This is a genomic window from Variovorax sp. H27-G14, from assembly GCF_046156345.1.
Lineage (GTDB): Bacteria > Pseudomonadota > Gammaproteobacteria > Burkholderiales > Burkholderiaceae_C > Variovorax.
Map to the genome: position 1 here is coordinate 103,237 of NZ_JAYLVN010000019.1, position 13,992 is coordinate 117,228.

The 13,992-nt window shown below is 63.0% G+C and carries 11 protein-coding genes; 5 read left to right on the top strand and 6 right to left on the bottom strand.

The features are described 5' to 3' along the window. The first annotated feature begins 449 nt into the window (after positions 1–449). The 5 genes from VLK31_RS29855 (at position 450) to tnpC (ending at position 7,076) form a co-directional block, all read left to right on the top strand. Positions 450–638 carry a hypothetical protein gene (locus tag VLK31_RS29855; RefSeq protein ID WP_409172098.1) on the top strand — a complete coding sequence of 63 codons (189 nt, stop codon included), beginning with the start codon at positions 450–452 and terminating at the stop codon, positions 636–638. Positions 639–1,484: 846 nt separating this feature from the next. Continuing rightward, entirely contained in the window at positions 1,485–4,343 is a 2,859-nt protein-coding gene (locus VLK31_RS29860) for a PAS domain-containing protein (RefSeq protein ID WP_409172099.1), read from the top strand. Between the two features lie 306 nt (positions 4,344–4,649). After that, positions 4,650–5,054 carry an IS66-like element accessory protein TnpA gene (tnpA, locus tag VLK31_RS29865; RefSeq protein WP_409172100.1) on the top strand — a complete coding sequence of 135 codons (405 nt, stop codon included), beginning with the start codon at positions 4,650–4,652 and terminating at the stop codon, positions 5,052–5,054. Further along, a complete protein-coding gene (gene tnpB, locus VLK31_RS29870) occupies positions 5,051–5,407 on the top strand; it encodes an IS66 family insertion sequence element accessory protein TnpB (RefSeq protein ID WP_409172101.1) in 357 nt (118 codons plus the stop codon). The genes tnpA and tnpB overlap by 4 nt, the downstream gene beginning before the upstream one ends. Positions 5,408–5,483: 76 nt before the next feature. After that, on the top strand, positions 5,484–7,076 hold the full coding sequence (gene tnpC, locus VLK31_RS29875) for an IS66 family transposase (protein WP_409172102.1): 1,593 nt from the start codon (positions 5,484–5,486) through the stop codon (positions 7,074–7,076). A 463-nt stretch (positions 7,077–7,539) separates the two neighbouring features. Here tnpC and VLK31_RS29880 read toward each other — a convergent pair whose 3' ends face one another. The 6 genes from VLK31_RS29880 to clpB all read right to left on the bottom strand — a co-directional run bounded on the left by VLK31_RS29880 (position 7,540) and on the right by clpB (position 13,939). Beyond that, complete coding sequence (locus VLK31_RS29880; protein WP_409172103.1) at positions 7,540–8,664, bottom strand: sensor histidine kinase; 1,125 nt, start codon at positions 8,662–8,664, stop codon at positions 7,540–7,542. A 14-nt stretch (positions 8,665–8,678) separates the two neighbouring features. Further along, a complete protein-coding gene (locus tag VLK31_RS29885; protein ID WP_409172104.1) occupies positions 8,679–8,924 on the bottom strand; it encodes a hypothetical protein in 246 nt (81 codons plus the stop codon). 1,304 nt (positions 8,925–10,228) lie between these two features. Then, the gene (locus VLK31_RS29890; protein ID WP_409172105.1) at positions 10,229–10,360 is read right to left on the bottom strand and encodes an ABC transporter permease; all 132 of its coding nucleotides are present in this window, start codon (positions 10,358–10,360) and stop codon (positions 10,229–10,231) included. A 58-nt stretch (positions 10,361–10,418) separates the two neighbouring features. Continuing rightward, positions 10,419–10,553, bottom strand: a complete 135-nt coding sequence (locus tag VLK31_RS29895; protein ID WP_409172106.1) for a hypothetical protein — start codon at positions 10,551–10,553, stop codon at positions 10,419–10,421. 438 nt (positions 10,554–10,991) lie between these two features. Further along, complete coding sequence (locus VLK31_RS29900; RefSeq protein ID WP_409172107.1) at positions 10,992–11,276, bottom strand: hypothetical protein; 285 nt, start codon at positions 11,274–11,276, stop codon at positions 10,992–10,994. Beyond that, the gene (gene clpB / locus VLK31_RS29905; RefSeq protein ID WP_409172108.1) at positions 11,276–13,939 is read right to left on the bottom strand and encodes an ATP-dependent chaperone ClpB; all 2,664 of its coding nucleotides are present in this window, start codon (positions 13,937–13,939) and stop codon (positions 11,276–11,278) included. The genes VLK31_RS29900 and clpB overlap by 1 nt, the downstream gene beginning before the upstream one ends. Between the last annotated feature and the right edge of the window lie 53 nt (positions 13,940–13,992).

Here is a 13,992-nt window from a genome sequence, read left to right on the forward strand (position 1 = left end):
CCCTCTGAGGACTGGGTAGCCTTGGGGGAAATCGGGGGTCTACTGTACCGGGAGGCGCGAACAGACGGCGCCGCTGAAAGAGCCACCGCGGCGGTGGGCTGCGCAGCCATAGGCTGGGCCGACCGCTTGGGTGAGTTCAAGCACTACTTCGCACGCTCGCGCTGAGCACCTCCGGAGCCACAAGGTGCCTCGACTTACTCGTTTGCGTATCGCTGGCTTCCGAGTTGACGACGTGTACCCGCAGACATCAAGAAGCACGTACGAGTCATTGCCGGCGGTTCATGGAGAAGTGGCTCCAGCTCGGACAATTTGAATCACATCGCAACAGGTGCTTGTCTGACTCCGGGTAGTCACGAATAGTAGTACTTTGGATTCAATTATTAAGAAAGAGTTGCGGGAGACCTGGACTCAAAGGTTCAGCTGTTCCCGAGCCATAAAAATTGGACAACATGAAAAAAACTGACAACCTGAGTGCGATTCGCGAAAAGTTTGGCGTGCCAGCACGACGGGGCCGCGCGGTCAAAATCGATGGACAACCAGGAATCATCACGGGCATGAGCGGTGATTTTGTACGGGTCAGGCTGCGGGATAGGGAGGCCGGGCTGCCATTTCACCCGCATGAGATTACCTACCCGTAACGTACCTCGGCGCTTCGCGAAGCAAGTGCTTGTTGGCCTTGCAGTCAACGATGTGGCCCAGCAATACTGGCGGAGTCGAGCGAGCCCAGACGGTTTCCCATAGAGCCTCGCCCTGCGCGCTGAACCAAAAACATCGGGACTGATCCTTCAAGCCGACTTTGCCTGGTCGCGCCCGAGCCATCAACCCGAAACGAAGGATGACGCTGCGATAGACGCTCGCGCCGCCTCAAAATGAATTCTGGCGATTTCAGCGTAGCCCTCTTCGGTTATGCACATGACGACGGCCTCAGGAGCGCGCATATAGCTCCCCGTTGCACCGCGTGCCGGCGCGATCTTGGCCTCAATCAGACCAGTCGCCTTGAGGATTGAAACGAACCGTATGTCTTCTCCGCAATCGACGATTGCAGGGAGGGTCGAATGGTTAAGCCGAAGAAGGAAGGTCAAGGGGAGCATGATTTTGCAGCAAGGCGGATTTGGCGACGCACTTGGGAATACGCACAAAACAGCACATCAGATTCGCGCTCCAGGACCAGCCGTGAAATTCTCATTCAGCGCCCCATACACCTTGCGCTGGACGGTTAAGCGACAAGCCATCACGTATTGACCAACTGGCAGTTCCGCTTGCAGCCTGGACCCGCTGTCCAAGAGGTACTAAAAATTTAAAAATTCGCGCCGGAATTTGGCACTACCCAACCTCCGATCGACTGATAGCACGACGGAAATCGGAGATTTTGCTCAGAGTAGACGTACGGCAGCGACGGTCGAGGCGCTGCGTTGTGCATTAATCGATTCGCTGGGCTGCGTCGTTCGTGTTTCGGCAGTGTTCCAACCGGATGCTGTTCCACAATGGATCTTTCACTGTTGCCACACATCACACCTTTGCCTGATCACCCATCCGTCGAGGCCACCACTCGACAGCGCCGCTATGGGCTCAAGGCTCGCATGAGCCTCGGTGTGGCCGCGGTGGTGATGGCCGCGACGCTAACTATCGCGACAGTCGCTCTGCAGCTAGTGAAGAACCGCATGCAGGCCTCGATCAGTGCCGAGGAAATGGCCAGCGTCACCAACATCGCTGAAGCGATCGACGAAAAGTTTGCCAGCCGCCGCACGCTGCTGCAGACCTTCGGCGACAGCATCGAGACGCAGGGCTTCAAGGACGCCACGCAGATCCAGCCGTTCCTGGAAAAGCATCCGCCGCTCAAGCAGGCATTCGACAACGTTGCGGTGATAGACCTCAACGGCAACTTGGTCGCCAACCTCAACGGCTCGCAGCAAATCGGCGCGGTCAACCTCAAGGACCGCGACTATTTCCTGCGCACCATCGCCACCAAAGTCGGTGTTGTGTCCCAGCCCTATCGCAATCGCATCAATGGCCTCGCACAGGTGGCAATTACCGAGCCGCTGTTCGACAGCACCGGGCAAGTCAGGTTTGTGATGTCAGGCGCTGTGAACCTGCAGGATCGCAATATCCTGGGCTCACTGGCCGACGTGAAGTTCGGCCACAGCGGCTACCTGTTCATCGCCACCACGGACGGCACTGTGGTCGACCACCCGTTGACCGCGCGCATTCTTCACAACGTTGGAGAGTACGGCAGCGACAGGGCTGAGACGCGGCTTGTGAGCACCGGCTTCGAGGGTTCGACCTATGGCATTGATGAGACCGGCCGGCCTGCTCTTTTTGCGTTTAAGCACATCCGCCAGACCGACTGGGTGGTCGGCGCGATGTACCCGCAGGACGAGGCCTTCGCGAGCATCAAGGCGATCGAACGCGGCACCTGGATTGGCGCGCTGATCCTTGGCCTCGCGGCCGGCGCGCTCGCGCTGGTTGTCGTGCGGCGTCAACTCAATCCGCTGGGCGAACTCCACGAGCACATGCGCTTTGCGCAGAGTCGACCGGCCGGGCTCGAAGGCCCCGCGCGCCCGCGCAGTTACGCCAACGACGAGATAGGCGACTTGTCACGGACCTTCGACCAGCTCATCACCGAACGACGGCGCGTCGAGCAGAGTCTCGCGCACAGTGAGGCGCAGGTGCGCACCATCGCCGACAACATCCCGGCGTTGGTCTCGCACGTCGACGCGTCGCTGCACTACACGTTCACCAATGCGCACGTCCGCGGCGTCCTGCAGGGCGACGCCCTCGTCGGCAAGTCAATGCCCGATGCGCGAGGCGCGGCCGATTTCGCGCTGGTCGAGCCCTATTACCGCCGTGCGCTGGCCGGCGAGACCTGCATCGTCGAGAAGGCCGGCGATGCGGCACGCGGTCACGGCGATCGCATCTTCAAGGCGCACTACATCCCCGACATCGACGCCCAGGGAGTGGTGCGCGGGGTGTTCGCGATGACCTTCGACGTCACAGAGGAAGTGAACATGCGACGCGCGCTGGCGCAGCAGGAGCGGCGCCTGCGCGACGTGACCGACAACATGCCGGCGCTGGTGGGCTATTTCGACCGCGAACTGAACTGCCACTACGGCAACAGCCGCGCGCGTCAGATGGCACAGCTGGGCGACGGACCGATGATAGGTGTGACCCTGCGCTCGTCACTAGGCGACTCGGTTTACGAGCAGATCGCCCCGCACCTGCCCGAGGTGATGGCCGGCAAGCCGGTGCACTTCCCGGTCCGCGCGCCTTTGCGCGACAAGCAGGGCCATTTCCAAGTCAACATCGTGCCTGACCGCAATGTGCAGGGAGAGGTGCTGGGCTTCTATCTGATGAGCTTCAACATCACGACTCGGATGGAGACGGAGCTGCGCTTGGCCGAGAGCGAGTTGAGGTTGCGCTCCATCTCCGACAACATGCCGGCGCTGATCACGTACATCGACCGCAGCGAGAACATCACCTTTATCAACGCGGCCAGCGGCGATTGGTTCGGTCAGACGCCCTCCAAGATACTGGGTCGCCATTTCAGGGATGTGGCCGGCACCGAGGTGTACGATCAGCGCAAGCCCATGCTCGCGCGCGCTCTGGCCGGCGAGCGCGTCGAATTTGAGACCAGCACGCAGAGCCCGGGCCACGACCGCGTCACGCAGGTGATCTACGTGCCCGACACACGTGCCGACGGCGTCACGCACGGCATCTTCTCGCTCGCCCTGGACATCACGCGGCTCAAGGTGGTGGAGCGGCAACTGTTCGAGCTCGCGCGCATCGACACGCTCACTGGCCTGCCCAATCGCCTGGCCTTCAACGAGTACCTGCCGGCCGCAGTCGCGCGGGCGCGCCAGGACGGCGCGTCGATCGCGCTGATGTTCCTTGACGTCGACCGCTTCAAGGCGATCAACGACACGCTCGGCCACGCACATGGCGACGCCGTGCTGGTCGAATACGCGCGCCGGCTACAGGCCAACGTGCGCGGCACCGACATGGTGGCGCGGCTGGCCGGCGACGAGTTCGTGCTCGTGATGGAAGACATCGGTTCACCCGACGCTATCGCCACTGTGGCGGCAAAGATCGTCGAGCAGATCAACGCACCACCCTTCATGGTCGAGGGCGCGCGTATCGAAGTCTCGACCAGCATCGGCATTGCTTACCAGCGCGCGCGCGATACGGCCATCAGCGCGGCTGAACTGCTGGCGCGGGCTGACGCGGCGCTCTACAACGCCAAGGCCGCGGGGCGCAACCGCTACGCCTTCTTCTTTCCCGATGGGCCGGGTGTCGGCGGAATCGTCGAGGTCAATCGGGATTCGCGCTCAGGCGAATTGCCGCGTTGAATAGGGATGCCAGTCAACGAGGCTGTTCCGCTGCGTTCGCAGAAGTTTTGAGGGGTTTCCGGCGGGACGACCCACAACGCAGGGAGCTTTCGAGGCCTCTGAGGGCAGGTTTCTTGTCCGTGAGCAGTCATGCCAAATCTGCCGTGTGAAAGCTACGACTCGTAGGCTAGGCTTCAGTGGCCGGCCAACAACCGCCAATGGGTGTCGCAGCGGGAATTTGGATCGTAAGCGGCCAGCCACCCCACCTTGAGAACTGAGGCCAAGCCGGAGACGATGCTGTCCATCTAAGTTAGCTGGACAGCATCAATGGACGTCAACCCGAAGCAACGGCGCCGTCACAGCGCAGAGTTCAAGGCGCAAGTCCTTGCTGCCTGCGCAGAGCCGGGAGCATCTGTTGCCGCAGTCGCGCTGTCGTTCAAGTTGAACGACAACCTGGTGCATCAATGGCGCCGCGGACGCGGGGCGAGTCCAGCCTCATCGGCAACATCGACGACGCTTGCCGAGTCGGCGCCCCAGTTCATCGCGCTGTCGTTGCCCCCGCCATCACCGCCGCCTTCAGCACCGCCCTCAGCGCCGGCGCCAGCGGTTGCTCCTGTCGCTGCCGATGCGATCCGCCTTGAATTCAAGCGCGGTGCGCTCGGTGTGAGCGTGACCTGGCCGGTCTCGGCCGCCGCCGACTGCGCAGCGTGGCTGCGCGAGGTGTTGCGATGATTCGCATCGACGCGCTGTGGCTGTGCACGAAGCCCGTGGACATGCGCGCTGGCGCCGAGCGCCTGCTCGCGCATGTGGTTCATGCCCTGGGCAGCGCGAACGCCCATCACGGCTACATGTTTGCCAATGCACGAGCGACACGCATCAAGATGATCGTGCACGACGGCTTCGGCGTATGGTGTGCTGCGAGAAGGTTGAACGTCGGACGTTTCGTGTGGCCGCGCGAGATCGATGCAGAGGTCGGTACGGTAAAGCATCCACCAATCGCGTTGACGCAAGCGCAGTTCGACGCCCTCGTGGTCGGACTGCCATGGCAGCGCCTGCCCGAGATGAGCACAATCACACGGCTCTGACGATGAGCCTGCGGCGGGTGCGTTGACAGCGCATCCCCGAGTGGCGACAGGCCGCTGGAATCTGCATGATTCATGCATGCAAGCGTTGCACGATCTGAAGGACGAAGACCTGCAAGGTCTGGGTCCCGAGGCTGTCGCAGCGCTCGCACAGCAGATGCTTCAGCGCCTGCGCCAGCAGGACAGCGAGATCAGGTTCAGGGATGCCAAGATCGAGAAGATCACCTTCCAGCTCGCACGGCTGAAAGCCTGGAAGTTCGGCGCAAAGACCGAGGCGATGAGCGCCGAGCAGCGTCGCCTCTTCGAGGAGACGCTGGCCGAGGACGAGGCCAGCCTGCAAGCGCAACTGGAGCAAGCCAGGGGCGAGCCGGCGCCACCGCCCGGGGCCAGCGACAACCAACGTAAGCCACGTCGTCGGCCGCTCCCCGATCACCTGCGCCGCGTAGAGCACCACCACGAGCCCGACAACACGAACTGCCCGAACGTGGAGTGCGGCAAGCTGATGACGCGCGTGGGCGAGGACATCAGCGAGCGCCTGGACATCGTGCCCGCGGAGTTCTTCGTGCACCGCCACATCTACGGCAAGTGGGCGTGCCGTTGCTGCCAGTGCCTGGTGCAGGAAGGTGCTCTGCCGCAGGTCATTGATGGTGGCATGCCTGCGGCCGGACTCGTAGCGCACACGTTGATCAGTCGCTTCGTCGACCACCTGCCTTACTACCGGCAAGAAGCGATCAATGCGCGCTCCAATGTGCACACGCCACGCTCGACGCTGGCGAGCTGGTCCGGTCAGGCCGGCGCGGCTCTGGAGCCGCTCTACGAAGCCCATAAGCGCTTCGTGCTGTCTGCGCGCGTGTTGCATGCCGACGAGACGCCGGTAGCGATGCTCGACCCGGGCGCGGGCAAGACCCGGCGTGCCTACGTCTGGGCCTATGCCCGCGGCGCCTTCGACGCGGTACCCGGTGTGATCTACGACTTCTGCATCGGGCGAGGCGCGCGGTTCCCCATCGTGTTCCTCGGCGCAGCGGAAGATGGCGGGCGAAGTTGGTGTGGCACGCTTGTGCGTGACGAATACAAGGCCTACGACAGCGTGATGAGCGCGGCGCCCGATCGCCTCGCGGCCGGATGCCTTGCGCATGCGCGGCGCAAGTTCGATGAGTTGCTGCGCGACGGCGGCAAGAGCGCCGTCGCGACCGAGGCCCTGCAGCACATCGCCAGGATTTACAGGGTCGAGCGGGAGCTGGCGTCGATGACAGCAGAGGAACGGCTGGCAGGAAGGCGCAACGGCACGCGGCCGCTGTGGGAGGGGCTGCATGTGTGGCTTGGGCTGGAGCGAGGTCGCGTGCCCGATGGGAGTGCCACGGCCAAGGCGATCGATTACAGCCTCAACCACTGGGCAACGCTCACTCACCATCTGCTCGACGGCGAGGTGAGCATAGACAACAACAGCATCGAGAATCTTGTGCGGCCCTGGGCGATGGGACGAAAGGCCTGGCTGTTCGCGGGCAGCGAGCTGGCGGGCCGACGCGCTGCGATCGTGATGAGCCTCGTGCAGTCGGCCAAGCTGCACGGACATGACCCGTGGGCTTACCTCAAAGAGGTGCTCACGCGCATGCCAACGCAGCTGAACAGCCGCATCGACGAACTACTTCCGCATCGCTGGGTGCCAAGCTGAGGCTAAGGCCGTTTGCCCGGCCACCAACCAAAGAGGAAGAAGATCAGCGGCTTGACGAGTACCTCAACAGCAGAGAGATCTCCTGAAGCGCTGACCGCCGCCTCCCCCAGAAGTTGACCACCTCGCGCAACATGTCTAGTTCGGTTCGCGGTGACCTGTGCAGACGTCGGTCGGGCAGAGCACTGGCAAGCAGCGCAAAACTCAATCTCACTCGAATTGGTCTCTCCGCAAGCGAGACATGACCATCGAAACTTCGGCATAGGCGCGATGTTGCTACAACAGCACGACATCGTCCAGCCGTCGCACCTCAAGATACCGGTTCGTCAAGATGTAATAGCTGGCCGCTTACTTTGGATCATTCCATATACCGCCGAGGTGCCTCGCTGACTTGTGCGGAGTTAAAAGTCCCAGTAGACGCTTACAGTGCTACGGCCTTGAGCAGCACTGTTGAGCCAACGCGCGTCTATGCAAGCGCCTGCCTAGGCAAGCTGATGGTGAACACACAGCCCGAGTCCGGCACGTTGCGCACTGTCAGGGTTCCCTGATCGGCCTCGATGCTCTGGCGTGCAATCGACAGCCCAAGGCCTAAGCCCGCGCGACTGTCTTCGTTGGGCCGGAAGGGCACGAACATTTTTGCCGCGCTGCCGGGCGCCAAGCCGCCGCAGTGGTCTTCCACGTCGATGAGCACATGTTCGCCCAAGGCGTGCGCCTTCAGGGTCACCAGCGAGTTTTCACGGGTGAACTTGAATGCGTTTTGCAGCAGGTTGGCCAACGCAGCGTGAAGAAGGTCGCGGTTGGCGTGAACCGCCAGCGAGGGGTCGACAGCACGCACTTCAAACACTGCGTCTTTCATGCCTGGGTCGAGCCGGGCCGCAAGCTCGACATCGGCAATGAAGGTGGCGACCGAGAACGTCTGGCGCTGGTCCATCCCCTCGCCCCGCACTTCCGCGGTAGCCCTGCTGATCAACAAGCCGAGCGTCGAAAGGCTGCGCTTCAGGATGGCGCCAGTGGCGCCGCCGATGGGCATGTTGCCCAACTCCAGCGCCCGCACGGCGAGCGTGGCCGTACCGAGCGAGTTGCGCAGCTCGTGCACCAAAAAGCCCAACCGTTGCTTTTCAAGCGCAATCTGCTGCACCGACAAAAGGGCGTCACGCTGAAAGCTGAATTCGGTGACGGCGTCTGCTATGGCGTTGTCCAGGCAACGGTTCAACGTGCGGAACTCCTCCACGGAGAACGGCGCGTCGCGCTCGAACGCCAAGTCTGTGATGGCTTGGCAGAGATCGCCGTAGTCATGCACTACCTGGTCGACGGTGTAGCCGATATTCAGCAGCTCTTTGCCGTGCGCCGTTGCGCTCAGGCCTATTTCTGAAAGTGCGAGCGCATCGCCTCCGGAGGGCCCCGAAATAGCAGAGCTCTCGGCCGCGTCGTCGACGTACTCCGCGGCAAGCGTTCGCGTGAGTTGATCCAAGAACATCGGCACCCCGTTGTCCAGCTGCGTCGGCGTTGCTGCACGTGAACGACGCTGGCCTACCTTCAATTTGCACCTTGCGATCAGCTCGTCTCGGTTCTTGGAAAGGAAGCGATGCATGTGTATTTAGGTATTCAGGTGATGTTTCGTGTGGTGTGGGGACGGGCCTTTTCTTGTGCGACGGCCAACTGTCCCTTTGCGGTGATGACCCGCACCAGCATCGTGTGCAAGCCGATGCCCGACTTGGTGGACCGCATCTGGTGCGAGGCTTCGATAAGTCCTTCGTCTAGCAGCCGCTTTGCCGCGGCAAAATCCGCCTGCAGCGTCAGAAGACGCGGCGGTGCCATGCGGTCGAGCCGCAGCAACAATTGGATGTCCATGAATACGCCTTGAAGCGGAACCCGTGTCAGCGCGGCGCGCTGCTTCGTTTAGAGCATGGTCCACGGGATGAGCATTGTCTGTGCGGAGGCGAACATAGGAGGCGACTGCCGCGATGCCAACCAGAAGCACCATATTTCTTGATGTGTCGGTAGTTCGCTGGCGAGCGCCCCTGTGAACATGCAGCGAGGCTGCGACCAAGCTGCGCTGGCATGCCCACGACTCGGCGCGCTCGGGCGCAGTCGCGCCAGTGGGACCGTCGCGCTGCGTGGGTTGCCGCAGGAACGTGGTGCGCGAATCGCCATCGCGGCCAACGTGCCGAAGCGTCAGCTCCATTCCGATGCGCTCAATCAGAAGTGGGTGGCTGACTGGACCTTCATCTAAACGGCTGAGGGCCCGCTGTATGCGGCAGTAGTGCGTGACCTGTACTCGCGCCGAATAGTCGGCTTGCCGATGCATGAGAGCAGAACTTCGAGTTCGTGGAGAGCGCGTTGATCATGGCCGTTCGGCGCTGCGGCAAACCGCTCGCGTTGCGCCATCACTTGGACCAAGGAAGCCTATACAACGGTGAGCAATTCCAGGGCCTGCTCAAGGTGCAAGGCACCGCATACAGCATGAGCCGCGCGCCGGCGAGGTCTGGGGAAACTCGGCTACGGATAGCTTCTTCGACTCCTTAAAGAGTGAGCGCACGGTCAGGAAGGTGTACAGAACGCGAGAACAAGCCTGCGCCAATGCCGTCGACTGCATCGCTTGATCCTGCAACGCGACTCGACGTCACTTGAAATTCGGCTGCGTTAGCCCGATACAGCTCGAGAAAGCTCAAAAAGCCCAGTTGGTATCCTCGAAACCGGCGGCAGCCCAGCCGTGCTGGGTTCTAGACACGTGCCGCACCGCACAAACTGAAGAGCCGCGAACTCCTAATCTACCTCTCTCGTTGCGACGGTGCGTGTTCATCGCATCCGCATGGATATGCGACACCGTGTCCGGCTTGAGCGCCACCTCTTTTTGGCTCAAGGCGAGGAACTCGGCATACGTGCCACTGCGAGCAATGTGGGGGTCGCGAATACACCGCATCGCTCACCTCGAAATGCTATGCCTGCGCGCCGACGGCGTGCACCACGCCGGACACATCCCACCCTGGAATCAAAGGCAGCGGGATCGTGAGCATGCCCTGCATGCTTGCCCTCGCGAACCATGCAGTCCACCGGGTTGATGGAACTCCCCACAACGCGGAGGAGCACATCGTCCGCCTTGCAGGTGGACAGCTGCGCGAAGTCGCGCAGCATTGCGTAGCCGACCAGGTCGACTACGAGAACGTTGCACCGTAGCGCCGCAGCTGGTCTGCGCCTTGGTAGGCCACTACCGCGCCCAGGAGGAACGAGGTCAGCCCGATGATCGGCAGTGCGTCGAACCCGTCAATCTGGATATTGCGCAGCATGCTGCGCCAGTGAATGCGCCCCGGCGTGCCTCAAGAGCCTCGCCGCAGCCGCCGCGAGCTAGCCGATGAAGCGCAGCAAACCGAGCGCCTGCTGCGCAGCCGAGACGGCGCGCTGGCCGATACATGCGAGCGGCGACGAGCGGGCGCCCTGCAGCAGGGCTGCGTCCTTCTGCTCGCCGATCGACGTCATCAACGCGTATGTGCGGCGACTAGCTGCGCAGCGCTGCAACCGCCTTGTGGCGCCGCCGCCAGCGCTGGAGCACCAAGCTCCCGCGCAGTCGACCGACAGGATCAACGCGCCATCCAGCGCGGCAGGGCCAGGCGCGCACCGTTGCGCATCGAGGCTTCCAGGCATTCGGCTTAGACCCCGCACGGTCCAGTCGCCCGAGAGCGCCCATTCCGTGGCGCTCTTTTTTGCGTGATCACCGCCTCGTGCTAGGCCGGGGACGCAGGCGGGGTCATGGGCATGGCGGTGCTGCAGGCCATTGGCGCCCAAGGGACACCTGCACATGTGTGCGGTCTGTTCGATGCCGCCTGGCGCCGCGCAGCCACAGGCGCGGACGCACGGCGACCGATCGCCTGCACAAGTCGGGCGGGCGGGTGATCCTCCGGTACACGAATCGCCCGGCGGTCAGAGAAACGGCGAAGGAACGCTCGGACGTTTAGCGGCGGGGCTGGTGGAGCACGGCAAACCCGGCGTTTCCTGTGTCGCGGCCGCACGGCCCTTTGGCGTGACGCGCATGACGATGGCATTGCCGGGGTAGCAATGACGTCCGCGCTCTGGCTGGGACTGGGGGATGTCGACCTCGATCAGCCCCGCCTTGCGCAGCACCGTCAGCTTGTCGATGTCTACTTGCCCCTCGATCTTTTCAGGGAGCAGGGCGCTGCAGAGCCGTTTCAACAGTTCGTGGGGCATCACATAACCTCATCGGTAAGAACCATATCGGCCCCGGTCGCCGGAGCGCCATGGCTGGCGGGTCTGCCGGGGGGTTTGGTGATTGTGAAACGGCCTGGTGCCCGAATCGGATCGCAATCGACCGCAATCGTGTCCTTCGGCCCGAAGCTGCCGTCCAGCAACAACTTCGACAGCGGGTTCTCGATGCGCTGCTGAATTGCGCGCTTCAACGGCCGCGCACCGAACACCGGGTCGAAGCCGACCTTGGCGATCTCGGCCAGCGCCGCAGGCGACACCTGCAGGCCCAGGTCCATCTTGGCGAGGCGCGCGGTCAGCACCTTCAGCTGGATTGCGGCAATCGATTCGATGTTCTTCGCGTCCAGCGCGTGGAACACGACGGTCTCGTCGATGCGGTTCAGGAACTCGGGGCGGAAGTAGTTCTTCAGCTCGTCCCACACCGCCTCCTTGATCTCTTCCGAAGGCTTGCCCACCATGGCCTGGATGATGGGCGAGCCGATGTTGCTCGTCATCACGATCACGGTGTTCTTGAAGTCCACGGTGCGGCCCTGGCCGTCGGTGAGGCGCCCGTCGTCCAGCACCTGCAGCAGCACATTGAACACGTCGGGGTGGGCTTTTTCGACCTCGTCGAGCAGCACCACGCTGTAGGGCTTGCGGCGCACGGCCTCGGTGAGGTAGCCGCCCTCTTCATAGCCCACGTAGCCCGGCGGCGCGCCGATCAGGCGGGCCACCGAATGCTTCTCCATGAACTCGCTCATGTCGATGCGAATCAGGTGGTCTTCGCTGTCGAACAAAAAGCCCGCGAGCGCCTTGCACAGCTCGGTCTTGCCCACGCCCGTGGGGCCCAGGAACAGAAACGAACCGGTCGGGCGGCCGGGGTCCGACAGGCCGGAGCGCGAGCGGCGAATGGCGTTGGCGACCGCGCCAATGGCCTCGTTCTGGCCGACCACGCGCTCGTGCAGCTTGTCTTCCATCACCAGCAGCTTGTCTCGCTCGCCCTGCATCAGCTTGGCCACCGGAATGCCGGTGGCACGCGCCACGACCTCGGCAATTTCCTCGGCGCCCACTTGCGTGCGCAGCAGCGTGGGCGCGCTCGACTTGCCCTTGGAGGCCTCGGCGTCCTGCGCTTCCTTCAGGCGCTTTTCGAGCGCCGGCAGCTGGCCGTACTGCAGCTCGGCCACCTTGTTGAAGTCGCCCTTGGTGGTGAACTCGGCAATCTGGAACTTGATTTTGTCGATTTCCTCGCGCACCTTGGCGCTGCCCTGGGCCTGCGCCTTTTCGGCCTGCCAGATCTCGTCGTAGTCGGCAATTTCCTTCTGCAGCTTGGCAATTTCGACCTCGATCAGGCCAAAGCGCTTCTGCGAGGCTTCGTCCTTCTCGCGGCGCACCGCTTCCAGCTCGATCTGCAGCTGAATCAGGCGGCGGTCGAGCCGGTCCATGACCTCGGGCTTGGAGTCCATCTCGATCTTGATCTTGGCCGCGGCCTCGTCGATCAGGTCGATGGCCTTGTCGGGCAAAAAGCGGTCGGTGATGTAGCGGTCAGACAGCTCGGCCGCGGCCACGATGGCCGGGTCGGTGATGTCCACGCCGTGGTGCACCTCGTACTTTTCTTTCAGGCCGCGCAGGATGGCCACGGTGGCCTCCACGCTGGGCTCGCCCACGATGATCTTTTGAAAGCGGCGCTCCAGCGCGGCATCTTTCTCGATGTACTTGCGGTACTCGTCCAGCGTGGTGGCGCCCACGCAGTGCAGCTCGCCGCGTGCCAGCGCCGGCTTGAGCATGTTGCCCGCGTCCATGGCGCCTTCGGCCTTGCCTGCGCCCACCATGGTGTGCAGCTCGTCGATGAAGACGATGGTCTGGCCTTCGTCCTTGGCGAGCTCGTTCAGCACGGTCTTCAGGCGTTCCTCGAACTCGCCGCGGAACTTGGCGCCCGCGAGCAGCGCGGCCATGTCCAGCGACAGCACCCGCTTGCCCTTGAGCGACTCGGGCACTTCGCCAGAAACGATGCGCTGTGCCAGGCCTTCGACGATGGCGGTCTTGCCCACGCCGGGTTCGCCGATGAGCACGGGGTTGTTCTTGGTGCGGCGCTGCAGCACCTGGATGGCGCGGCGAATTTCCTCGTCGCGGCCAATGACCGGGTCGAGCTTGCCCTGGCGGGCGCGCTCGGTCAGGTCCATGCAGTATTTCTTGAGGGATTCGCGCTGACCTTCTGCATCCGCACTGTTCACGCCCTGGCCGCCGCGCACCGCGTCGATGGCCGACTCGAGCGACTTGCGGCTCAAGCCGTTTTCCTTGGCGAGCCTGCCGATGTCGGCCTTGCTGTCGGCCAGCGCGAGCAGAAAGAGCTCGCCGGCAATGAACTGGTCATTGCGCTTGATCGACTCTTTCTCGGTGGCCTGCAGCAGCTTGCTCAGCTCGGGGCCGACCTGCACGATGTCGTGGCCCTGCACCTGGGGCAGCTTCTTGATGGCGCCATCCGCGGCCTGCAGCAGCCCCGGCACGTTGACGCCGGCACGCTCCAGCAGGGCGCGCGGTCCGTCGTCCTGGCGCAGCATCGCGACCAGCAGGTGGGCCGGTTCGATGTAGGCGTTGTCGTTGCCCAGCGCGAGCGACTGGGCGTCGCCCAGTGCTTCCTGAAATTTGGTGGTGAGTTTGTCTTGTCGCATGGTGGTTTTTTCTTTCAACCGGGCGGGTACGGCGTACGCCAACGATCAGTCAA